The 23339-nt window shown below is 62.9% G+C and carries 20 protein-coding genes; 11 read left to right on the forward strand and 9 right to left on the reverse strand.

Annotated features, from left to right (window positions below; genetic code table 11):
* Positions 1-119: 119 nt before the first annotated feature.
* The 5 genes from RG2_RS00485 (at position 120) to RG2_RS00505 (ending at position 5883) form a co-directional block, all read left to right on the forward strand.
* The gene (locus tag RG2_RS00485) at positions 120-1313 is read left to right on the forward strand and encodes an AI-2E family transporter (protein ID WP_033231723.1); all 1194 of its coding nucleotides are present in this window, start codon (positions 120-122) and stop codon (positions 1311-1313) included.
* Positions 1306-2511, forward strand: coding sequence for a MacS family sensor histidine kinase (gene macS / locus RG2_RS00490; protein WP_033231722.1), 1206 nt, complete (start codon positions 1306-1308; stop codon positions 2509-2511). The genes RG2_RS00485 and macS overlap by 8 nt, the downstream gene beginning before the upstream one ends.
* A 28-nt stretch (positions 2512-2539) precedes the next feature.
* The gene (locus RG2_RS00495; RefSeq protein WP_051730303.1) at positions 2540-3172 is read left to right on the forward strand and encodes a response regulator; all 633 of its coding nucleotides are present in this window, start codon (positions 2540-2542) and stop codon (positions 3170-3172) included.
* Between the two features lie 39 nt (positions 3173-3211).
* A complete protein-coding gene (locus tag RG2_RS00500) occupies positions 3212-3949 on the forward strand; it encodes a DUF1707 SHOCT-like domain-containing protein (RefSeq protein ID WP_033231720.1) in 738 nt (245 codons plus the stop codon).
* A gap of 86 nt (positions 3950-4035) precedes the next feature.
* On the forward strand, positions 4036-5883 hold the full coding sequence (locus RG2_RS00505) for a DUF2339 domain-containing protein (RefSeq protein ID WP_033231719.1): 1848 nt from the start codon (positions 4036-4038) through the stop codon (positions 5881-5883).
* Here RG2_RS00505 and RG2_RS00510 read toward each other — a convergent pair.
* Genes RG2_RS00510 through trmB form a run of 3 tightly spaced genes read right to left on the reverse strand, consistent with a single transcriptional unit; the run spans position 5858 to position 10237 of the window.
* Positions 5858-8764, reverse strand: coding sequence for an MMPL family transporter (locus tag RG2_RS00510; RefSeq protein ID WP_033231718.1), 2907 nt, complete (start codon positions 8762-8764; stop codon positions 5858-5860). The genes RG2_RS00505 and RG2_RS00510 overlap by 26 nt on opposite strands.
* Positions 8765-8774: 10 nt before the next feature.
* On the reverse strand, positions 8775-9482 hold the full coding sequence (locus RG2_RS00515) for an NYN domain-containing protein (RefSeq protein WP_033231717.1): 708 nt from the start codon (positions 9480-9482) through the stop codon (positions 8775-8777).
* The gene (gene trmB, locus RG2_RS00520) at positions 9479-10237 is read right to left on the reverse strand and encodes a tRNA (guanosine(46)-N7)-methyltransferase TrmB (RefSeq protein WP_033231716.1); all 759 of its coding nucleotides are present in this window, start codon (positions 10235-10237) and stop codon (positions 9479-9481) included. The genes RG2_RS00515 and trmB overlap by 4 nt, the downstream gene beginning before the upstream one ends.
* A gap of 172 nt (positions 10238-10409) precedes the next feature.
* On the opposite strand from trmB, the gene RG2_RS00525 reads away from it, so the two are divergent.
* The 6 genes from RG2_RS00525 (at position 10410) to epsC (ending at position 17093) form a co-directional block, all read left to right on the forward strand.
* A complete protein-coding gene (locus tag RG2_RS00525; protein WP_230590007.1) occupies positions 10410-11354 on the forward strand; it encodes a hypothetical protein in 945 nt (314 codons plus the stop codon).
* On the forward strand, positions 11351-12706 hold the full coding sequence (locus tag RG2_RS00530) for a GTPase Era family protein (protein ID WP_033231715.1): 1356 nt from the start codon (positions 11351-11353) through the stop codon (positions 12704-12706). Before RG2_RS00525 ends, RG2_RS00530 begins: the two co-directional genes overlap by 4 nt.
* Before the next feature lie 122 nt (positions 12707-12828).
* The gene (locus RG2_RS00535) at positions 12829-13194 is read left to right on the forward strand and encodes a DUF6802 family protein (RefSeq protein WP_051730283.1); all 366 of its coding nucleotides are present in this window, start codon (positions 12829-12831) and stop codon (positions 13192-13194) included.
* Between the two features lie 352 nt (positions 13195-13546).
* Entirely contained in the window at positions 13547-15376 is a 1830-nt protein-coding gene (locus RG2_RS00540; protein ID WP_033231714.1) for a phosphoenolpyruvate carboxykinase (GTP), read from the forward strand.
* 197 nt (positions 15377-15573) lie between these two features.
* On the forward strand, positions 15574-16509 hold the full coding sequence (gene cysK / locus RG2_RS00545; RefSeq protein WP_033231713.1) for a cysteine synthase A: 936 nt from the start codon (positions 15574-15576) through the stop codon (positions 16507-16509).
* Between the two features lie 5 nt (positions 16510-16514).
* On the forward strand, positions 16515-17093 hold the full coding sequence (gene epsC, locus RG2_RS00550) for a serine O-acetyltransferase EpsC (RefSeq protein ID WP_033231712.1): 579 nt from the start codon (positions 16515-16517) through the stop codon (positions 17091-17093).
* Positions 17094-17151: 58 nt separating this feature from the next.
* On the opposite strand, the gene RG2_RS00555 is transcribed toward epsC, so the two are convergent.
* From RG2_RS00555 to RG2_RS00580, 6 genes are all read right to left on the reverse strand, one after another.
* Positions 17152-17460 carry a hypothetical protein gene (locus RG2_RS00555; RefSeq protein WP_033231711.1) on the reverse strand — a complete coding sequence of 103 codons (309 nt, stop codon included), beginning with the start codon at positions 17458-17460 and terminating at the stop codon, positions 17152-17154.
* A gap of 16 nt (positions 17461-17476) precedes the next feature.
* Positions 17477-18424, reverse strand: a complete 948-nt coding sequence (locus RG2_RS00560; protein WP_033231710.1) for a cation diffusion facilitator family transporter — start codon at positions 18422-18424, stop codon at positions 17477-17479.
* Positions 18425-18543: 119 nt separating this feature from the next.
* Positions 18544-19992, reverse strand: coding sequence for an aldehyde dehydrogenase (locus RG2_RS00565; RefSeq protein WP_033231709.1), 1449 nt, complete (start codon positions 19990-19992; stop codon positions 18544-18546).
* Entirely contained in the window at positions 19992-21149 is a 1158-nt protein-coding gene (locus RG2_RS00570; RefSeq protein ID WP_033231708.1) for an Rv3169 family protein, read from the reverse strand. The genes RG2_RS00565 and RG2_RS00570 overlap by 1 nt, the downstream gene beginning before the upstream one ends.
* A gap of 2 nt (positions 21150-21151) precedes the next feature.
* Positions 21152-22315 (reverse strand): phosphotransferase family protein, encoded by a 1164-nt coding sequence (locus tag RG2_RS00575; protein WP_033231707.1) that lies wholly within the window; start codon positions 22313-22315, stop codon positions 21152-21154.
* Positions 22316-22448: 133 nt separating this feature from the next.
* Entirely contained in the window at positions 22449-23339 is an 891-nt protein-coding gene (locus RG2_RS00580; protein WP_072782238.1) for an ROK family protein, read from the reverse strand.

Below are 23339 nucleotides of genomic sequence, written 5' to 3' on the forward strand. Positions count from 1 at the left end.
ATTTGCGTCTGCCCACGGTTGTCGGCTCCGGCGGTTAGGCTCCCGAAGGGAACGCAGGATAAGGGGAATGCGGAGGGGATTCGGCCCATGAATGAGTTCGAGAATGAGTTCGAGCGGGAATGAACAAGCCCATCACGTCCGACGCGAAGTCGGTTCATCCCGGCGTGCGGATCGCAGCCGAGTGGTCGTGGCGCCTGATCGTGATCTTTGCCGGCTTGGCGGTCCTCGGATACGTCGTGCTGCGGCTCGAGACGGTGCTGATTCCCGTCGGCTTGGCGCTCCTGGCGTCGGCGCTGCTCATTCCGTTCGTAGACCGGATGCAAACGTGGGGCGTGCCGCGATCAGCTGCCGTTGTAGTGGTGTTGCTCGGTGCCCTCGGCATCGTTGCCGGAATCATGACGTTTGTGGTCGAGCAGTTCATCGACGGTCTTCCAGAGCTCACCGATCAATTTGCTGCCAGCGTCACACAAATCCAGAACTGGTTGACCAGCGGTCCGTTCCATTTCAGTGAGGACCAGATTCGCCAAGCGGGCGATTCCGTCGTCAAATCGGTGCAGTCCAATCGCGAAGAACTGACCAGTGGCGCGCTGACCACCGCGGCGGTTGTCACCGAGATCTTCACCGGCGCGCTGTTGACCTTCTTCACCCTGATCTTCTTCCTGTACGGCGGAGACCAGATCTGGGAGTTCGTCACCCGGATCGTTCCGCGCGATTCGAGGCGTCGGATCCGGATCGCGGGCGCCGCCGGCTTCGGTTCACTCATCGGATACGTACGCGCAACGGTTGCCGTCGCCGCAGCGGACGCCATCGGTATCGGCGCTGGCCTCGCGATTCTGGGAGTCCCGCTGGCGTTGCCCCTGGCATCGCTGGTGTTCATCGGCGCGTTCATCCCGATCGTCGGTGCTTTTCTCACGGGTTTTCTTGCAGTCCTCGTCGCCCTGGTCACCAAGGGATTCCTGACCGCCCTGATCGTGCTCGGCATCATCATCGGCGTCATGCAGCTCGAAGCGCACGTCATGCAGCCCCTGCTGCTCGGCCGCGCAGTCAGGCTCCACCCGCTGGCCGTGGTTCTCGCGATCACCGCGGGCATCGTCCTTGCCGGGATAGTCGGCGGGCTCCTCGCCGTACCGATCGTCGCGGTCCTCAACACGGCCATCCGCTCACTGCTCGCCGACGATCCCGACGCCGTGTACGCCCAACTGCACGTCGAAGATCCGGAGACACCGCTCTATCCGGCGGAACCCGACGAACCACGAACCGAACCGCGCATCGAAAATCCGATCCCACCCGACCAGGCCACCCACGATGACTGACCCGACCCGCCGACGCCGATTGCACTACCGGCCCACCGTCCGCGAAGCATCCGGAATAGACACCGACCCTGACGCACCGCTGTGGCGGGCCGCGCAGGCCTTTCGGCTGGTCACTCTGGTGTACGCGATCAGCTACCAGTTCGCTTCGGCGTCGGACTACACCAACGCACGTCTGAGTTGGTTCTTCGTCGCGCTCATGGCGGTGTGGTCCGGTGCCTCCGCAGTCATGTTGGCCGCTGAAACGGTCCCACGAAAATATGTCGTACTGGCAGATCAGCTGATCGTCATCGCGCTCATGGCGTCGACGAGGCTTGTGTCAGATCACGAGTGGTACCAAAATCACCAGACCCTACCGACGACGCTGTGGGCCACCAACGCCGTGATCTCGGCGGCGATCCTCGGCGGGCCGTGGCTCGGAATCGCATCAGGCGTTGTCATCTCCTCGGCCAGCGCGATCATTCGGGACCAGATCAATCTTGATCTCTGGCGCGACGCCACAGCCCCGGTCCTCGTATCAGTCGGCTTGGCGCTGGGCCTCGCCACCACCACCGCACGGCGCGCACATCGCCAACTCGAACAAGCCGTGCGCCTCGCCGCAGCCACCGAAGAACGCGAAAGACTCGCCCGTGAAGTCCACGACGGAGTACTCCAAGTTCTCGCGATGGTCCGAAGACGAGGCGCAGCCCTAGGCGGTGAAGCGGCCGAACTCGCAGAACTGGCCGGAGAGCAGGAAGTGGCACTGCGCATGCTCATCTCCGAACAGGGCTCAGGCGCAACCGCCGACACGGGAGGTCAGAGCGTCGACCTGTGCCCACTGCTCACCACTGGGGCGAGTGCGACGGTATCCGTCTCGACACCAGCCGACCCTGTCATCCTCGACCGAGACCGCGCCATCGAACTGGCCGCCATCGTCGACAACGCCCTGTCCAACGCAGCCCTCCACGCCGGCTCAGGCGCCAAGGTGTTCGTACTGCTCGAAGATCTACCGGGCGAGGTCATCGTCAGCATCCGCGACGACGGAGTCGGTATCCCCGACGGCCGGTTGGCCGAAGCCGAAGCCGAAGGCCGCATGGGAGTATCGAAGTCCATTCTCGGACGCGTCGCGCTGCTCGGCGGTACCGCGAGCCTGCACACCGGACCCGGAGAGGGCACAGAATGGGAAATCACGGTGCCGAAGGAAAGTAGTGGAAGTGACTGAGCAACAGGGTGTAGCAGGGGTGTCCGTCATGGTGGTCGACGATCACCCGATGTGGCGAGACGGAGTGTCCCGCGACCTCGAAGCAGCCGGATTCATCGTCGCAGCCACCGCAGACGGCGTCGAGCGTGCCCGAAACCGCGCCGCTGCAGTGACACCGGACGTTGTTCTCATGGACATGCACCTCCCCGACGGAAACGGAGCCGACGCAACTACTGCGGTGCTCGAAGTTTCGCCCCACAGCAAGATCCTTGTGCTGTCGGCGTCGTCGGAACGCGACGACGTACTGGACGCGATCAAGGCGGGAGCGTCCGGTTACCTGGTCAAGAGTGCTTCCGTCGACGAACTCCTGGGAGCCGTACGCGCAACCTACGACGGGCAAGCCGTCTTCACCCCTGGCCTTGCCGGACTGGTACTCGGTGAATACCGACGCATGTCCACCGCCCCCGCCGACGACCGTGCACCCGAGGTCCCGAAGCTCACCGAACGGGAGACCGAAGTGCTGCGACTGGTCGCGAAAGGGCTCAGCGCCAAGCAGATTGCGACCAGGCTCTCGCTGAGCCACCGAACCGTCGAAAACCACGTACAAGCCACGCTACGCAAACTTCAATTGGCCAACCGCGTCGAGTTGACGCGTTACGCAATCGAGCAGGGTCTTGATTGATATCCGGGAAAGTCTCGATTAACGCTTATCCTGGAAACCATGGAGGCCAGGAATCTACGCGTATCGGATGCAGAACGAGAGCATGTCGGCGAATTGCTGCAGAAAGCCGTCGGTCAGGGGATGCTCTCACTCGGTGAGTTCACCGAACGTATGGACACCGCGCTGGCTGCAAAGACCAGGGGCGAACTCAACGTCGTACTTGCCGATCTCCCGGGCATCACCTTGATCTCGGATTACGAGCCTCCCGCGTATCCCGCGTCGGCCGGCCAGTCCGGTTATCAGTATCCGGCGCCGGGTTACCAGCAGCCGCCGGTTCATCAGCAGGTTCAGTATCCGCAGCCGCAGCCGCAGCCGCAGCCCTATGCCGGACAGAGTGGGCCTCCGGCGGCCGGTGCCTACGGCGCAGCCAATGCCGCGATCATCCGCGGACGGATGTCGACAGTGACGCGTAACGGCGCGTGGATCGTCCCGCCGGCCGTTGTGATCGACACTCGAATGTCCAGTGTCACCGTCGATTTCACGCGTGCGGTCATGCAAACACAGATCGTGCATGTCTCGATCAACGACTATGCAAGCTCGATCTCGCTGATCGTCCCCGAAGAAGCCACGGTGGACATGAACGATGTCGAAGCCATCGGTGGCAGCGCTTCCAACAAGGTGCGGTCCGGGCCTCAGATGGGCCCGCTTCACGTAGTGGTGCACGGCAAGGTGCGCTTCGGTAGCGTCACTGCAAAGCATCCCTTCGGAACCACCTTTCGCAAGTTCCTTGGGTCCTAGATCGCCGGTGTGCTCACCGAAAGCCCCTATGTCGGTCGAGTAGTACTACTCATTCAATCGAGGATTGACTGAAGCAAGCTCGGTGTATGACCACACCAAGTTCTCCTGCCGTCGATCCGCGACTGGTGACCGCTCTGTCGGACGAGTGCGAAAGCATCGGACGGCAGTTGCGCCACATGGGGCAGAACCTGTCGATTCTGCAGACGCAGCTGACCACGATGCGGCCTGCAGCGCCGGCTGCGGCGCCCGTTCAGGTTCCCGCGTACGTTCCACAGCCGGCCCCGCAGCCGCAGTACCTGCGCCCGCCAAGTCCGCCAATGCAACCGAGTTCACCGAAGCAGCCCAGTGTGCCGTGGTGGCAACGTGACGGCGTGATCAGCCGACTCCTCGCGATTGCCGGGGTGGCAGTCACCTTGATCGGTGTTGTCATGCTGTTGGTTCTGGCAGCCCAGGCCGGTTTCTTCGGACCACCTCTTCGAGTGATCGGCGGAGCAGCCCTGTCCGGTGCCCTGATCTTCGCAGGGTTCCGGGTGTACGGACGCCCGGGCGGCCGGGTGGGAGCAATCGCGCTGGCGGCCACCGGATTTGCCGGTCTCTACCTCGATGTGATGGCAGCGTCGGTCCTGTACGGCTGGATCGTCTCGCCGCTGTCGATGGTGATTGCCTTCGGTATCGCTGCTGCCGGAGTCTCGGTGGCGGTCAGGTGGAACTCCGAACCTCTTGCGCTGCTGATCGTGCTCGGCGCGGCATTGGCAGCCCCCGCCTTGGCCGGCGCACTGACGTTGTCGCTCATCGGTTTTCTTGTTGCTCTCCAAGTGGCAGGGTTCTCCGCTCAACTCGGTCGCGACTGGAAATATCTTGGCATGGCTCGGACAGCGCCGGTTGTGATCGTATTGATCGCAGCAATCATCGGAGTGTCCCTCTTCGATGGAATGCAGGTTGATTCATCGGCATTGACGATCAGTGCGGTTGTTGTCTCCCTGATCGGACTGAGCGGCGCAGTTGCCTTGCAGTGGAAGGGATCACCGTCGCGTGACGGTGTTGCGGGCGCTTGGTCGAGCGCAACGTTCATTGTCGCAACGCTCCCACTGCTGGGAGTCGACGTACTCCTCGGTGATCAGATGGCCTCCCTGCTCTACGGCGTCATGGCTCTGGTGTTCCTGGTCGGTGCTGCAGCAGGCGCGGCATTGTCGACTCACCTGCGCATGGGTATCGCCGGTACCGGTGCAGTGGCTCTGCTGCTGTGCTGTGTTGCCGGGTCGCCGCAGTCGTTGACTGCTGCAGTTCTGCTTGCCGTCGCCACCGTCTTCATCGTGATCGCAGGTTCGACCGGATCACGTTTCGTCTGTGCGCTCGGATCCGTTTTTGCCGCAATCGGATTGATCGGATTCCTGGAATCCGCGTCGCCGTCCATGTTGATGACGTCCCGTGCCGCGTCTGCCCATCTCGATGCGCTGACGGCACTCACGAGCCTGACGGCGATCGGAGTGCTCGTGGCATTCGTGTGGGTCATGAGTCGATTGGCATTGGTCTCGAAGAACAACATCGCCGTCGCCTGGGCCATCAGCGGAATGGGTATCCTCTACGCCGCTACCTGCGCACTGGTTGCTTCGGGCATCGAGATATGGGGCGGCACAACAGGGTTTGTGTTCGGCCACAGTGCAGCAACGGTCGTATGGATGCTGGCCGCCACATCCGCACTCGTATTCGGGCTGAACAATCGCGAGCACGCACACACGATGCTGGGAACCGGCCTGACGCTGACCTGCGCAGCGCTGGCAAAACTCTTCCTGTTCGATCTCGCCACCTTGAGCGGACTGGTTCGCGGTGTCGCGTTCCTGGTGGTCGGGCTACTGCTCCTGCTTGTCGGGACGCGTTATGCACGCGCCTTCGGCAAGGCGGACCAGATCAACTCCGCTTCTGCCGCGCGATGAGCTCGCTGACGCTCACGGCATTACCGTCGTCGGGGCGGTGGCGTCCGCTGACTGCGTTGCCGGACGACGGACCGTTGGGCGTGGATTCAGACGCCGCGCCGGTGGTGGCCGCTCCGTTACTGCCCGCTCCGTTACTGCCTGCGCCGTTGGTTGAAGCACCATTGGTGCCGGCACCGTTTGTTGCTGCACCGTTTGTTGCTGCACCGTTTGTGGCTGCACCGTTTGTGGCTGCACCGTTGGTCGGTGCCGAAGTGCGGACGGCCGGCAATGGCCTCGATGCAGGTTGCGCCTCACCCGGGGTGCGCAGGTCCGACAACCAGCTTTCGATCGGTCGTTCAGTGGAAGCTGGTGTAGCGGGGGAGGTGCGGCGAGCGGTCGGAGCCGGTGTCGGTGTTGCCGTTGGTTCCGGCTTGGCCGCCTTGTACGTCGGGTTGGGGACTGGTGCTTCGATCAGGTCCTGCGGCGCACCGGCCGGTCGGTCGGTACTGCGGCGGCGGGGTGTCTCGCCGGGCGCGTATGTCCTGGGCGTTGGCGCCTTGACCGACATCTCGCTCAGGGGGATGGGCTCGGTGAGGGGATCGGGTTCGCGCTTGCCCCCGACCGGTGCTGGGGGCGGGAGTACCCGCGACGGCGCCGCAGCTTTTGCCTGCGCTGACTCGGTGATTTTTGCCTGGCCGGGTCCGGCGATCGCGCCGACGGGCGTGAGCTGGGGGACATCGACGAGCGCAAGTTCGTTGTCGAGGATCGGCTCGCCCAGTCCGATCTTCTCCTGGATTCGTTTCATCCAGGCCGGGGCCCACCAGCAGTCGTCGCCGAGCAGTTTCATCGTGGCGGGCACGAGGAACATGCGGATGAGCGTGGCGTCGATGACCAGGGCCGCGATCATGCCGTACGAGATGTACTTCATCATCACCAGTTCGGACAGGCCGAACGCGCCGGTCACCACGATGAGGATCAACGCCGCCGCGGTGATGATGCGGCCGGTGTGCGCTGTTCCGATGCGGATGGATTCGGTGGTGCTCGCACCCTGCGCGCGCGCTTCCACCATTCGTGAGAGCAGGAAGACTTCGTAGTCGGTGGAAAGCCCGTAGACGATCGCGATGATCAACACCAGAACTGGCGACATGATCGGGCCGGGTGTGAAGTTGAGCAGTTCGCTGCCGTGGCCGTCGATGAAGATCCACGTCAAAATGCCCAGCGTCGAACCCAGTCCGAGAGCGCTCATCAGAGCTGCCTTGATCGGCAGGACCAACGATCCGAAGGTCAGGAACATGAGCAGTGTGGTCAGCAAAATGACCGTGATGACCATCAGTGGTAGACGGTCGAGTAATGCGTCGACGCTGTCCTGCTCGATGGCGGGGGTGCCGCCGACAAGGACCGTCGTGCCTTCCGGCCAGTCCGCGGCGCGGAGGTAGTCGATGGTGGGGCGAGCTTCGTTGCGCTCGGTCAGGCCGGCTTTGAGGACGTTGACGCCGTCCTTGGTGGCCACTTCGGGGGTGAACTTCTCGACCAGGCCCGGTGCGTTGTTGGCGGTCTTCGCTATCTGGCCGAGCGCGGTGTTGTCTGCGCCCTGGATGACCAGACGGACAGGTTCGGTGCGGTTACCCGGGAAGAGTTCGTCGAACTCGGCTTGAGCTACGCGCGTGGGGCTGTCGGGCGGCAGGTACGTCTCGTTGATGCCACCGAACTTGATGCCGGTGAGCGGAATGATCATCAGAAGCAGTGCGGCCACGATCGGAACGGCAACCTTGAGCGGATGCCGCATCACGAACCTGGTGAGGTTGCCCCAGAAGCCGTTTTCGATTTCCTCGTTGGTCTTGGTCTGGCGAAGCCTCTTGAACGTCAACGCATCGATCCGTTTGCCCAGGATTCCGAGGATGGCAGGCAGGATCGTGACGGACGAAATGGCCGCAAGCATGACGGCCGCGATTGCGCCGTACGCAACGGATTTCAGGAAGCCCTGGGGGAACAGCAGAAGGCCGCCGAGGCTGACGGCAACCATGGTCGCCGAGAACATGACAGTGCGGCCTGCGGTCATGACCGTTCTGCGGACCGCCGTCGGCGTCTCGTGCCCTTCGGCGATTTCTTCACGGAAACGACTGACGATGAACAGCCCGTAGTCGATGGCCAGACCCAGCCCGACCAAGGACACCACGGGCGCGACAAACGCGTTGACCTCGGTGAAATTGGTGATCAGACGGATGATGCCGTTGGCACCGATGACGGTCAGGCCGCCCACGATCAGGGGCAGGGCAGCAGCGACGACGCCACCGAACACGAAGAAGAGCAGCACACCGACAGCAGGAATTGCGAGCATTTCCATGCGCTTGATGTCGTTGGCCATCGTGTCGTTCAACGAGTTCGCGACCGGTTGCAGACCGGCCAACTGCACGTTGACACCGTCGATGTAGAACTCGCTCTCGACATCGCGGAAGTTGTTGGACACCGCGGTGTCGTTGTCGCCGGCAATGGCCACGCTGGCAACGGCATGTTGCTTCGTCGGGTCTGCCAAGGCGGCGACGGAAAGTCCGTCACCGACCTTGAAGTACGAACCGTTGATCTTCATGATCTGATCCGGATGGTCCGAGACCAGTCGTTGCAGGCTGTCGATGACCTTCGCTTGGAACTCCGGGTCGTCGACGGTTTTTCCTTCGGGCGCTGTGTACAGCGCCAGAACGTCGCCGGCGGTGCTACGTCCGAACGTGCCGTCGGCGAGCTTTGCAGCCTCGACCGATTGTGACCCCGGATCGTCCCAGCCGCTCTGGCTGAGATGGTCCTGCAGGCTCATGCCGTACGCGGCAAGCCCGAGGAGCCCCGCCACCATGACAGCGATGACGGTGAAGCGGGCACGATAGACGATGCTTCCCCAGCTGGCGAACACTGATCAACTCCTACTCGGCAACACTTTTTCGCCCGATGAGCAGGGCGGAAAGCGGTCGGAACGGCTGCAACCAGGCGCCCTCGTCGGGCAAAGTATCCAGGCTTACCCGCGGCAGAGGCTCGCGGAAGACACCGGGAATGTCCTCGAGATCGACGAAGTCCAGGATGTCGGACGACACAGCCCAGCTGGCGTGCTCGCGGAATCCGAGTACCTGAACCGGAATGCCGGTCGCTGCGATGTCTTCCAACGGTTCGCGGAATGCTTGACCGTCGGCGGACGCGACCATGATTCCGGCCAGTCCCTCGCCGTACCGCAGAGCGATGTGCTCGAGCATGTCTGAATCGACATCGCTGTCCTCATCGACCTTCGGCTTGGCGAACACCGCAAAACCCACGTTACGCAACGCTTCGACCCATGGGCGCACAACGTCGGCGCTGCCCGTGGCGATGTTGGTGAAGACCGTTGCTTCGGGTTCGAGGTTGCCGGACTCACGCGCGGACAGTTCAGCGGTCCGTGACAGCAACCAACGTCCGAGTGCGTCGAATCGTGGCCGGTAGGCAGCGGTAGGTCGGCCGCCGAGGATGGCGCCGAGGCCCATGTCCAGGTTGGGGGCGTCCCACACCAGGAGAACCCGCTTGGGGTGGCGGGAGTCACGACCGAGGTCGAGGGGAGATCCTGACGACTCGAGGTCGTCGGATAACTGTTCGCTGACGCTCATGCTCTGATCTTCCCCCATATAAGCTCGGTAATTGCGCTTCCGACCTTATGGGCCTTGTCTTCGAACTTCGTGACTGGGCGCTCGTGGGTCATCGGTGATTCCCAGTCGAGAGCGCTCAAGAGCGGTTCGGCGTTTCCGGTTTCCTCGATCCACTCCGCGTATTCGGCGTGGTCGGTGGCAACGTGGAGGACTCCGCCTGGCTTGAGGCGATTGGCGATCAACGAGAACGTCGGGGCCTGCAACAGGCGACGCTTGTGATGGCGAGCCTTGGGCCACGGATCCGGGAAGAACACCCGAACACCCGTCAGCGACTCCGGGGCAATCATGTTTTCCAGTACGTCCATCGCGTCACCGCGCAGGACGCGGACGTTCGGGATCTCTTCGCGTTCGACCTGCTGAAGGAGTTGCGCGAGCCCGGGGCGGTAGACCTCGATGGCAATGAGATTGACGTGCGGTTCGGCTTTGGCCATCGCAGCGGTCGCGGTTCCGGTGCCCGATCCGATCTCGATGATCAGCGGGGCATCGCGTCCGAACCAGGCGGTCGAGTCGAGGGGAGTGTCGGACACATCGGCGCCGATAAGGGGCCACTGGCGGTCCCAGGACTTCTGCTGTGCGTCGGTCAGCGCACCCCTGCGCGAACGGAAACTTGTCACGCGCGGATGGAGACGGGAACCCTTGGAGTCTTCCGTCTCGCCCGCGTTCGGGGTTGGCAGTGCGTGCTGATCGGCTTCGTTCACGCGTCCATTGTCACGCATGACTGCCGTATAGCGCAGACGGGTCTGAAGTTCGAGTTGAGACTTTCTGGGAAAATTCCGGAGAACAGCCCGCGAAATCGGACAGCTGAGCGTGAGATGACCTGCCGGGAACAGCCGTGTCGTCGTAAACCTGACAGAATCTGCCCATCACGAAGGGGAACGTGGGGTGGGGATGAACACAGGGGAAAATGTGAAGGTGTGGGCTCGAATTGTGCCCGCAGTCTCACTCGACGACGCTTGCGCGCCGCCGATGGACGAGTTGCGACGGCTTGCCTACCGGTTGATGTCGATCGATCAGCACGCCGCGGAGGCGGTGCATTCGATAGTCGGATCGTTGACAGCACCGTTGCAGGTACTGGTTGCCGGTCGTAGCGGAGTCGGCCGGTCCGCGGTGACCACGTTGCTCGAGAGTGATGTCTTCGCGAGCCATCGAGTGGGAGGCGCGCCGGTTATTCCGACGGAGACGAGGGCGTTCGACGTGCCCGGTGCGATAGATCCGGATCTGAGTAGTCACTGCGTCGTGGTCGTCGTGGTCGACGCACTCCGAGACGCAGATCGACGCGCGGTCGGTCGCGCGTCCGATCACTGCCTTGCCGTTCTGAACAAATCCGACCACATCGGTGACGGGTGGGAGGATGCGCTCACGCGTGCAGCCGAGATTTCCGGTGAGCTCTCCGCCGTCACCGTTCCTCTGGTCGCGTTGACCGGACAAGGTCGAGAGGCGTTCTTCGGTGAGTTGTCGCCGCTACTCGAGATGTGGTGGTGGCGCAGAGTCGACGGAATTCGATCGATACTGGAGCGCGTTGCTGCCGGCGCCGAGGCGGCGGAGGTCGCCGGTGCCCGAGATGAGATCGAACAGTATCTACGGACCGATTCCGGTCTGATCTTTGCCGCGACGGGTGCGCTGGTGCGTCCGGAACTGCGTGGGTTTGTGGCAAGCGCACCGCCTGCGCCGACAACGGTCGAGGAAGCGCGCAGATGCGCTCAGTGGTGGGGCGGGCCGACGCAACGTGAACATCGCGCATGGGCCGACGCGATATCGCTGGTCCACCGGGCGTACGTCAGGCGGTGGGTGCTTCTCGGCGGCGAGCGAGAGCGGTCGGAGATGAGCGCGTGAGCGATGTAGCTTCCGTGCTGCCGGCGGCGGTCCATCCTGTGGTTCGGAGATGGAACCCAGCTGGGCTCTCTGGTGATGTCGATGTCGCTTGGGCTGATGAATCATCAAGTAATGCAAGTGTTTTTGTTCTCGGCTTGCCGCGATGTGGTCGCGAAGAGGTCGAAAGGCTCCTGAGCGTGGCGGGCGGGTACACGAGCGTCGATCACGCAAGCGATGCCATCATCGTGCTGCTGGTGGTCGACGCGGCAAGTGTGATCGGGCGGGAAGAGTTGGAACTGCTCGACGAGTCCGGAGTGGGAGGCTTGCCGTTTGTGGTTGTGATGACCAAGACGGATGTGAACCCGGACTGGGAATCGGTTCGCGACCGCGATCAGCTCATTCTTGCAGATCACAGTGGTGTTTACGGTGGGGCGGCAATCATCGTCCTGTCCGAGCATGGCGGTGTCGCACCGTTGTTCCACGCCGTCGACGCAGTTCGTCGATGCGCCGTATCTCAGCCTGGCGGCGGTGTGATCGCGGAAACCCGACGGATGATCGACCTCGAGGTCCGAAACCTGCGCGAGAGCGATCCCGGCGGCGAACTGCGTGCGGAGCGCAGCGAATTACTCACCGACCGTGACGGTCGACGTAGTGAACGACTTGCTCAGATGAGGACCAGGCTCCAGCGCGCGCGAGCCGAACTTTCGCAGCAGATCGCGGACGCCACTCGAACGACAGTGGCGTCGGCGCGCCTGTGGATCGACGAGTCCACCCGAAGCGAACTCGACAGTTTGCCGGCACGTCTGCAACACGAAGTCGAGAGCAACACAGTGGCTTTCGACGCTGCGATCGCCACAGCAGTCGGAATCGGCGAAACGGGTGTAAGCGTCGCACTCCCACATTTTCCCGACCACCCCGCGACACGGCCGCGTGGTAACGAAGAGCGCATCACCGTGTTGGTCGGTGCCTCGGCGGGGCTCGGTTTGGGGCGGATCGCGGTCATTCCGCTGGAGATGGTGCCGGCCCTGGACATCGCGAGCATTCCGGTAACTCTGGTGCTTGGCGCAACTGCGGCGTGGTGGTTGAGCCGCACGAGAGGCGTTGCGGCAGATCGGGCGCACGCGCGTGCGTGGCTGGCGGAAACGATGGCCACCGTCAGAGCGCAATGGGAGCAGCGCGTGCTGAACCGACTCCTTGACGCGGAAGTGGATCTCGGCAGCGCGATCCTGGCCGAGAGTCGAGAGCTGGTTGCGTCGGCGCAAGCGCGAATTGCGGAGATCGATGTCGAGCTCCGAGCACTGGGACAGGCACGTTCCGGACAATTGGCCGCCTGTGAACGTGACCTGGCAATTCTGAACGGTGCCGGGGCCTGAACGAGTTGTCCACAGGCCCGGATTTTTGTCGGTGACTGTCGACGGAAATCTGGTAGTACTGATGCATCTCGGTAGGGGTTGCCGGGAGAAGACACCAGCAAGATCAAGCACAGGGGGAAGTAATGGACGGATTTCTGATCACCGCCGACGTCGTCGACATGGGACGGTTCGACGTGCCGGCAGATCATCTACCGGCAGAGGGCATCGACCCGGCAACGTTCGGACCGGGTACGGGGACTGTCGACGTCGGTGATCTGACGACGACATTCGACGCATTCGATCTCGATGGCGACGGGATCGTCGACAGTCGCGTCGTGTCGCCGGACAACGATGCAGCTGCCATCGTCGTGGTGTCGGATTTCGATCGTGACGGCGCTGCCGACCGCGTGACGATGGTGGAGTCGGACGGAGACTTCGCGGCGTGGGAATGCCACCGAGACACGCACGGTGCGTTGGTGTGGGATCGCATCGATTCTGGCACTGTGTGACACCGAAAATAGGCACTGCGTGACACGCAAAATAGGCACTGAGTGACGTACCTGGAGGACTGTTCGCCTTGCGATCCGGGACCGTTTGCCTCTATTCGAAGCCGGGTACGCGTTGTGGATACACCATCTGAATCGTTTCTGTGACATTTCTGACCGCACCCGATTACCTGCAGGTGAACAGCCAGCGTTAACCTCAGTACATAGGACACCCGGCGTCCGTGAAATCCACGTGAGTGGATGACGCGGCTGGACCCCGTCGAGAGGGGGACACCGGGATCAACTGGTATCGGGGAGCTGCAGTTTGCATCCGGTGTCACGAGAACCCGGTTCCGGCTCACCCCAGGAGAGTTTGATGACCTCAGCGACCATTCCCGGTCTCAACGGAACTGACGGCACGCCCCCCACGCAGCACAAGGAACTGCTTGCATGGGTGCAAGAGGTTGCCGAACTCACCCAGCCCGCTCGCGTCGTCTTTGCGGACGGCTCGGACGAAGAGTGGGACCGGCTGACCGACAAGCTGGTCGAGGCAGGCACGTTCACGCGCCTCAACGACGAGAAGAAGCCGAACTCGTTCCTCGGTAATTCCGATCCTTCCGATGTGGCTCGCGTCGAATCGCGCACCTACATCTGCTCGAAGGAAGAAATCGACGCAGGCCCCACCAACAACTGGATGGACCCGTCGGAGATGCGCACCCTCATGGGTGACCTGTACCGCGGTTCCATGCGTGGACGCACCATGTACGTCGTGCCGTTCTGCATGGGTCCCCTCGACGCCGAGGATCCGAAGCTGGGTGTCGAGCTCACGGACTCCGAGTACGTCGTCGTCTCCATGCGCGTCATGACCCGCATGGGCAGCAAGGTTCTCGACAAGCTCGGCACCGACGGATTCTTCGTCAAGGCGCTGCACTCGTTGGGCGCTCCGCTCGCCGATGGCGAAGCCGATGTCGCGTGGCCGTGCAACGACACCAAGTACATCACTCACTTCCCCGAGGATCGTGAGATCTGGAGCTTCGGTTCCGGCTACGGCGGAAACGCTCTCCTCGGCAAGAAGTGCTACTCGCTGCGTATCGCTTCGGCAATGGCGCACGACGAGGGCTGGCTGGCCGAGCACATGCTCATCCTCAAGCTGATCTCCCCCGAGGACAAGGCCTACTACATCGCGGCGGCATTCCCGTCCGCCTGTGGCAAGACCAACCTCGCGATGATCCAGCCGACCATCCCCGGATGGCGTGCCGAGACTCTCGGTGACGACATCGCGTGGATGCGTTTCGGTGACGACGGACAGCTGTACGCCGTCAATCCCGAATTCGGTTTCTTCGGCGTGGCACCGGGCACCAACTGGTCCTCGAACCCCAACGCGATGCGCACCATCGACCAGGGCAACACGGTGTTCACCAACGTTGCACTGACCGACGACGGCGACGTCTGGTGGGAAGGCCTCGAAGGCGACCCGCAGCACCTGATCGACTGGAAGGGCAACGAGTGGACGCCTGAATCCGGTACGCAGGCCGCTCACCCCAACTCGCGTTACTGCACCCCGATGTCGCAGTGCCCGATCATGGCTCCCGAGTGGGACGACCCGAAGGGCGTGCCGATCTCGGCAATCCTGTTCGGTGGACGTCGTAAGACGACGGTTCCGCTGGTCACCGAGGCCCGCGACTGGCAGCACGGTGTCTTCATGGGTGCCACGGTCGGCTCTGAGCAGACCGCAGCAGCCGAAGGCCAGGTCGGTACGGTTCGCCGCGACCCGATGGCAATGCTTCCGTTCCTCGGCTACAACGTGGGCGACTACTTCCAGCACTGGATCGACCTCGGCAAGTCTGCCGACGAGTCCAAGCTGCCCAAGGTCTTCTACGTGAACTGGTTCCGCCGCGGCGACGACGGACGCTTCCTGTGGCCAGGCTTCGGCGAGAACTCTCGCGTCCTGAAGTGGATCGTCGAGCGTATCGAGCACAAGGCTGCCGGTATCGACACCCCGATCGGCGTCGTTCCCACGGGATCGGCACTCGACATCGACGGCTTGGACGTGTCGGACGCCGACATCACCGAGGCCCTCGCCGTGAACATCGACGAGTGGAAGGCCGAGATCCCGCTGATCGAGGAGTGGTTCGACTTCGTCGGCGAGAAGCTGCCCACCGGTATCCGTGACGAGTTCGAAGCTCTGAAGCAGCGCCTGGGCTGAGTCCCTCGCGATTCTGTTCTGCGTAACCCGAATGCCGCATCTGATCGAACAGATGCGGCATTCGGCATTCGAGGAGATTATTTTGGTAGTTCTCGGGTTTTTACCGGCCCGGTTGAGCTATAGGACACACCGAATGATGCAATAACGTCATTAACGAAACGACCCGGTCGACACTGCGGCCACATGGAGGTACGGAAATGACCGGTATTTACAACAACGTCACCGAATTGGTCGGGCGCACCCCGCTGGTGCGACTCAACCGCCTGACCGAGGGTCTGGACGCACAGGTTGTAGTGAAGCTCGAGTTCTACAATCCGGCCAACAGCGTCAAGGACCGGATCGGTGTTGCGATCATCGACGCTGCCGAGAAGTCCGGAGCACTCAAGCCCGGCGGAACCATCGTCGAGGGCACCAGTGGTAACACCGGTATCGCACTTGCCATGGTCGGCGCTGCTCGTGGCTACAAGGTCATCCTGACCATGCCGGAGACGATGTCCACCGAGCGTCGCGTCATGCTGCGTGCGTACGGCGCCGAGATCGTGCTGACCCCGGGCTCCGAGGGCATGGCCGGCGCAGTCGCCAAGGCCAAGGAAATTGTCGAGCAGACTGAAAACGCTGTCTCGGCCAGCCAGTTCGCAAACCCCGCCAACCCGGCCATCCACGAGGTGACGACCGGTGAAGAGGTCTGGGCCGACACTGACGGCGCCGTCGACATCTTCGTTTCCGGTATCGGCACCGGCGGCACCATCACCGGCGTCGGACGCACTCTCAAGAAGTACAAGCCCGAGGTCAAGATCGTCGGCGTCGAGCCCATCGATTCGCCGATCCTCAACGGTGGCCAGCCCGGCCCCCACAAAATCCAGGGAATCGGTGCGAACTTCGTACCCGAGATCCTCGATCGTGAAATCTACGACGAGATCATCGACGTCTCGTTCCCCGATTCCATCGAGGTCGCTCGCGCTCTCGGAACTCAGGAAGGCATCCTGGGTGGCATCTCGTCCGGCGCCATCGTGTGGGCCGCCCTCGAGTTGGCAAAGCGCCCCGAGAATGCGGGCAAGCTGATCGTGGCAGTTGTTTGCGACTTCGGTGAGCGTTACATCTCCACCCCGCTGTTCGAACACATCCGGGACTGAGATACGTGAGTATCCTCGGCGTCATTCGCGAGGACCTGCAGGCTGCGCGCGGTCAGGACCCCGCCGCGCGCAGCAATGTGGAGAATGCCCTCGTTTACTCAGGGCTGCATGCCATCTGGTCGCATCGGATCGCGCACAAGTTGTGGGCTGTGCCCGCTCTGCGCGGTCCGGCCCGGGTGTTGTCGCAGCTGACACGTTTTGCCACGGGCATCGAGATCCATCCCGGCGCGACCATCGGTCGACGGTTTTTCATCGACCACGGCATGGGCGTCGTGATCGGTGAGACGGCTGAGATCGGCAACGACGTCATGCTTTATCACGGTGTCACGCTCGGCGGCCGTTCACTCGAGCAGGTCAAGCGCCATCCGACGCTCGGCGATCGGGTCACGGTGGGCGCGGGCGCCAAGATCCTGGGACCGGTTGTCATCGGCGAAGGTAGTGCTATCGGCGCCAATGCTGTTGTGACGCGTGATGTTCCAGCCGATTCCATTGCGACGGGTATTCCGGCAGTGGCTCGGCCGCGGACCGCCAAGGAGAAGTTGGTGGATCCGAACAGCTACATCGATCCTGCGATGTACATCTGACTCTGTTCTGACGGTGGCCGCCCCTCGTTTCGACGGTGGGGCGGCCACCGGCGTCTTTTCAGACTCGCGTCAGGTGCCACCCGCGGCGCCCCATCAGCGCAGCCGTCAGAGCACCCAAACCTGCTCCGAGGAATGGGAAACTGGCAAGCAGGAACCAATTCCTCGACGCATTCGATTGAGAATCGAAGTAGAGGTTCAGAGACGATTCGTAATCCCGGTTCATCTGCACATTTGTTAGCGGTGCGTACCCTCCCTGGTACACGATCTCCTTGTCCGAACTGGTCATCACGTCGATCAGGACGCCCAACAAGGGAATTCCCCCGACGACAAATCCGAGGACCATCAGGACAACGACCAGAGCGCGCATCAAATGAGCGTATCGCTCAGGCGGTGATCGACGGTTCTTCCGGTGTCGAGAGTGTCAGGATCGCCCGTACGACGCGTGGGCTCTGCTCGAGTGTGCGCTCGAGGTCGCGCAGTGTGTGGGCTACTCGAGATTCGGCGTAGTCCCCGACGACATCGATGCTGGCAACCAGGTACACCTGCCGCGGCCCCAGGTATTCCATGCGCAGGAACGTGATTCGGTTGACGTCGGGTAGCTGTGTCAGTGCTTCGATGCCGGCGGCGCGCAGGGTCGGGGACGCTTCCTCGCCGACCAGGAAACGTCGGTTGCGGTCGATCAGAATCACCGCGATGACACCAAGCAGGATGCCCACGCAGATGGATCCGAGGGCGTCGGGGATCGGTGAACCAGTGATCTGGTGAAGCAGGACGCCCGCGAACGCGATGATCAAACCGATAAGTGCCGCAGCATCTTCGGCGAACACAGCCCGCGTGGTGGGGTCGGAAGTATTGAGAGCTTGCGTGAGAACATCGCTGTTGACGGCCGAAGCTTCTGCCCGCAATTGTTTGTAGGCCTGGCGGAACGAGATGCCTTCGAGGATGAAGGAGACGCCGAGGACTGCGTAGGCAACTCCGAAATCGGTGGCCGGTTCCGAATGGAACAGTTCCTGGATTCCGTGGGTGATCGACACTCCGGCACCAAGCGCAAAGAGTCCGAGGGCCGCGAACATCGACCAGATGTAGGCTTCGCGGCCGTAGCCGAGGGGTTGATCGCGATCGGGAACCCGCTTGGATCGTCGGTTTGCGATGAGGAGCAGGATCTCGTTGCCGGTGTCGGCCCACGAGTGGGTGGCCTCGGCAACCATCGACGCCGATCCGGTGACGATCGCGGCCGCTGTTTTTGCTCCGGCGATCAGCGCGTTTGCGGCAAAGGCCAGGACAACGGTGGTGGTGCTCTCGTCAGCCGATGCTTCCGTTTCGGTGGTCACGGAGCTAAGGCTAAGCCCGCTCGGACGGTTATGTCTGGGGAGTGAGCACAGCTTCTGTGAAGTGAGCACCCCTTCCGTCGTGCGGGAAGGGGTGCTCACTGTGCACAACGGGTGCTAACTCAGCTCGTGTATCCGGGTGGCATGAGCACGGACTTGGTCTCGCAGAAGGCTTCGAGGCCCTCAGGTCCGTTCTCGCGACCGATTCCGGAGTTCTTGTAACCGCCGAACGGTGAACCGGCGTCGAAGGCGTACCAGTTGATCGCGTAGGTGCCGGTGCGGATCTGCGCCGCGATCTCGAGGCCGTGATCGATATCGGTGGTCCAGACGGATCCGGCGAGGCCGTAGTCGGAATCGTTGGCGATCTTGACGGCCTCGTCCTCGGAGTCGTACGGAATCACCGACAGCACGGGTCCGAAGATCTCTTCGCGGGCAATGGTCATGGAGTTGTCGACGTCGGCGAAGATGGTCGGCTCGACGTACCAGCCCTTGTCGAGTCCGGCGGGACGACCGCCGCCGAGGACCAGTCGAGCGCCCTCTTCCTTGCCCTTGGCGATGTAGCCCTCGACGCGCTCGCGCTGCTTCTCGGAGATCAGCGGGCCGAGCTGCGCGGCCGGATCGGACGGATCGCCGACGGTCATGTAACCAGCCGCGGTCTTGAGGCCCTCGATGACCTCGTCGTAACGCGAACGGGGAGCGAGGATTCGGGTCTGCGCGACGCACGCCTGACCGGTGTTCATCAGGCCCGACATGACAAGCATCGGCATTCCGGCAGCGAGATCGGCGTCCTCGAGGATGATGGCGGCGGACTTGCCACCGAGTTCGAGGGAGCAGCGCTTGAGGTTCTGCGCGGCGATGGCGCCGATCTTGCGCCCGACCGCACTCGAGCCGGTGAAGGTGATCTTGTCGATGTCAGGATGCGAGACCAGGTATTCGCCGGTCTCGGCGCCGCCGGGAAGCACGGAGATGACGCCGGCGGGAACGCCTGCCTCAGCAAAGATTTCCGCGATCACGTGGACCGAGAGCGGTGACTCGGGGGCCGGCTTGAGCAGGACGGTGCAGCCGGCGAGCAGCGCGGGGGCCAGCTTGTTGATCGCGAGGAACAGCGGAACATTCCACGCGAGAACGGCAGCGACAACGCCGACGGGCTCGCGGGTGACCTTGGTCTGCCCGAAGACGCCGGTGCGCTTCTCTTCCCACGCGAACTTGTCGGCCAGTTCGGAGTAGAAACCGAGCGTCGCCATCGATGGGGTCTGCTGCATCATGCCGACCATGGCGGGCGGCTGGCCCATCTCGTTTGAGATGAGCTGGTTGAGATCTGCGCTGCGCTCTTCGAGGAGCTTGGCTGCCTTCGCGAGGATCGCACCGCGCTCGGAAGGGGTCGTCTTGGCCCACGGTCCGTTGTCGAAAGCGTTGCGCGCAGCGGAGACTGCGGCGTCGATGTCTGCCGGAGCGGCGACGGGACAGCTTCCGACGCGCTCCTCCGTTGCCGGTGAGAACACCTCGAGTACCTGGTCGGTGGCGGGGGCTACCCACTCGCCGCCGATGTAGAGCTTGTCGTAGTTCGTCATCACAATCTTTCCTCGGTGTTGTCGGTCTCGCGCTCTGGTGCCATATCGATGAAACTGGTGAAGCCGTAACGCTCGTGGGGTCCGATGGCAGCGACTTCGAAAAGGCCGGTGCCGTCGAAGGTCTGGTCACCCTCGGTGAGATGGAATTTGCTGAGATTGTCCACGGGGGAGAACATGCGCTGCATGGGTTCGAATTCGTGGACCTTGTGCCGTAGGCCTTGGACAACCAGTTCGCCTTGCCACATGCCGTGGCGCCAGTCCTGTTCGAGGCCGTACCCGGTGCCGATGCCGATGTGGTTGGCCAGCAACAGTTCACAGTCGACGGTCAGAACCTCACCGCTGGGCCGGTGGAAGGTGAGGGTAGCTCCGGTGACGTCGCGGGTGGCGGGGCAGAAGATCAGGTCGTGCTCGGGTCGGCCGAGCCATTCCGGATCGCGTCCTTCTTCCGGCCAGATTCGCATCGCTTCCTCGACGATGCGACGGCCTTGCTCGTCTTCCTGCATGATGACCGAGATGGTGAACTCGTCGAACTGCATGACGGAGTAGATCCAGAAGAAGTTCTGGATACCGTCGACGGCGCGTCGGCCGGGTGGCTCGGCTTCACCGACCGGCCGTACGCCCCAGGAGCGGTCACGATTTCCGCGCCAGGTATCGGGGTCGATCGAGATTTTTTCCCCGTCGACGGTGAGGTTGCCGGTCCACGTTCCGGTCTGCAGGAAACGGGACGTGTCGAAGGTGACGCGTTCGAGTTGGCGTCGAAAGTGCTTGGGCTCGAGCGCTGCCGGGATGGTGGCGTCGAAGGTGATGTCGAAGGAGAGATCGTATTCGCTGCTGGGTTCGAGGACGACACGAAGTTTCTGCAGGCCCTCCAGCACTTCGATGCGCAGTGGTCCGACCGTGGTGTCGGTGCGATCGGCGCCCAGGGCTTTCGACATGCGGGCCACGATGTGGTGATCCCCGTGGCGTAGGACGGCAAAACCGTCCATGACACCGAGATTGGGGTACTGGCCCAGACCGACGATGAGGAAGGTGTCGTTGTTGCCGGTGGGGTAGCAGTTGAAGTAGTAGCGGTCGTAGAAGTTTCGGTCCGAGGTGGCGACGTGGCGGACCGGTTCCGCGATCTGGTGAATGGGGTAATCGTCCATCGGCGACAACATGGTCAGTTCAACCTCTCCCAGTAAGTGCCGTCGAGCATCGCGGTGAGCGATGCGCGGTGCATGATCATGTCGTCGGGGTCTGCGGGTTGCTCAGCTTGACCGAAAGCTATGGCACGGGCCTGAATTCGCCACATGATGACGGCCTGGCGCAGCGCTGCGTACGTAACGTAGAACTCCAGATCGTGTGGTGTGTGACCGGTGATGTCGGCGTAAGTTGCCGCGATGTCCGGCAGTCGCAGGAAGTCGGGAAGACCGGGCAGGTTTGCCAACCCGGCAATGTCCTCGAAGAACCTGTGCAGGAGAGCCATCCAGCCCAGGTCCATCTCACGCGGGCCGAGAGTTGCCATTTCCCAGTCGAGTACGGCAACTGGTGCAAAGTCCTGGTACATGACGTTGCCGATGCGTGAGTCGCCCCAACAGAGCACGGCCGGTGAATCGTCGGCGGGATTGTGTGCTTCGACCCAGTCGAGTGCCCGCTCGATGAGTGGCGATCGGACGCCATCCTTGACGACCCACTCGTAGTATGCGCGCTGCTCGGCGATGTGCGCCGAGAATGCCTCTCGCGCAGTCGGTCCCGAACCAGGCAGTTGGAGGAAATCGAAGCGCTCGATCGGATTGTCGATGGCGTGCAATTGCGCCAGGACGTCGACCGAGTTCTGCTGGAGAGTCTTTCGCTGCGCCGGGGACGCTTCGGTGACCCACGATCCGAAGTTGTACGGCATGACGTCGGGAGGTACGTCACCGGAGATGCGCTCCATGACGAAGAACGGCGCACCCAACGCATCCGGGTCGGATTCGGACCAGTACACCGTCGGTACGGGCACCGCGGAGTGCTCGTGCACCTGCGCCATGGTGCGGAACTGGGATTCGAGGTCGTAGGTCGGAAACACCGGCATGGTGGTCTCTGCCGGGGCGACACGGGCGACCAGCGGATGATGATCGCCGTCCCAGGTCGCGTCGAAGAGGATGGTTTCGCTGGACATGCCGTTGGCTGCGGGCAGGGTGACATCGGCGACGGTCACGGTGGATCCGGCCGGCACCTTCCCGGCCATCCAGCGTTCCAGGCGTTCGCGGAGGTCTTCGGTGTCGCGGAGGGAATCACTTGGTCGGGCGACCTGTGCGTGATGCTCGGCTTCTGTCGAGGAAACATCGGGGCTCACGGTCACCTCCTTCCCGCTTGTGTCACGCGCAATGCCCGTAACGGTGTGAGTCAGAACACTAAAACACGTTACAGAAATTGGGAACAGGTGGCACCCGTTTAGTGGGACTCCCTGCGGATTTCTCGGAGAAGAACGCGTGTCAGATGGCGGCGACGAGCGACAGGAGCCCCGCGCCGGTCAGAGTTCCACGCTCACCCAACTCGGCGGAGACGATTCTTAGGTCCTCGATGAACGACAAACGGGCATGTCGGGCGGCCGATTCGCGGAGAGGGTCCCACAAGGTTGAGCCGGACTGGGAAAATCCGCCGCCCACCACCGCAAGATTTACATCCAGGAGTGCTGCAGCCGACGCGATGGCAACACCCAGCGCGGTTCCGGCACGGTGAAGCGCTGCCCGGGCGAGGGCGTCGCCGCGGTGGGCGTCGTCGGCAAGCTCGAGGCCGGTGGTGCCGGTCCACCCCTGACTGCGAGCCCAACGAACTGCTGCCGGACCACTCGCGACCGTCTCGAGGCAGCCGACGCCACCGCACGAGCAGGGTTCGTCGGCTCCAGGGACAACAAGGTGCCCGATGTGGCCGGCATTTCCCGTACGACCAGGTGCGATGCGACCGCCAAGGACAACTCCGCCGCCGACGCCGGTGGAGACGACCAGACTCAACAGGTCCAGGGTTCCGCGTCCGGCGCCGTGGTGATGTTCGGCCAGTGCGGCGGCAGCCCCGTCCATGGCAAGAGCGGTTCGAGCGCCCGGGAAAACCCTGCGTACCGCGTCCTGCAGGGGGAAGCCGCCAGCCCACTCGGAGATGTTGATGGGTGCCACAACACCGCCGACGGTATCGACCGGGCCGGCGCAGGCGATTCCGACGGCGTCAACCGCGCGTCCGTCGGCAACGTTCTGAAGTAATGCCGCGCAGGCTGCCCACGTATCCGTTTTCGGTGTGGGAACCGTGCGGAATTCGGGAACGCGCCCGTCCTCGGAAGCCAAACCGGCAGCCATCTTGGTGCCGCCGATGTCGAGGGCGAGGCGAATCAC

Source organism: Rhodococcus globerulus NBRC 14531 (assembly GCF_001894805.1).
Lineage (GTDB): Bacteria > Actinomycetota > Actinomycetes > Mycobacteriales > Mycobacteriaceae > Rhodococcus_F > Rhodococcus_F globerula.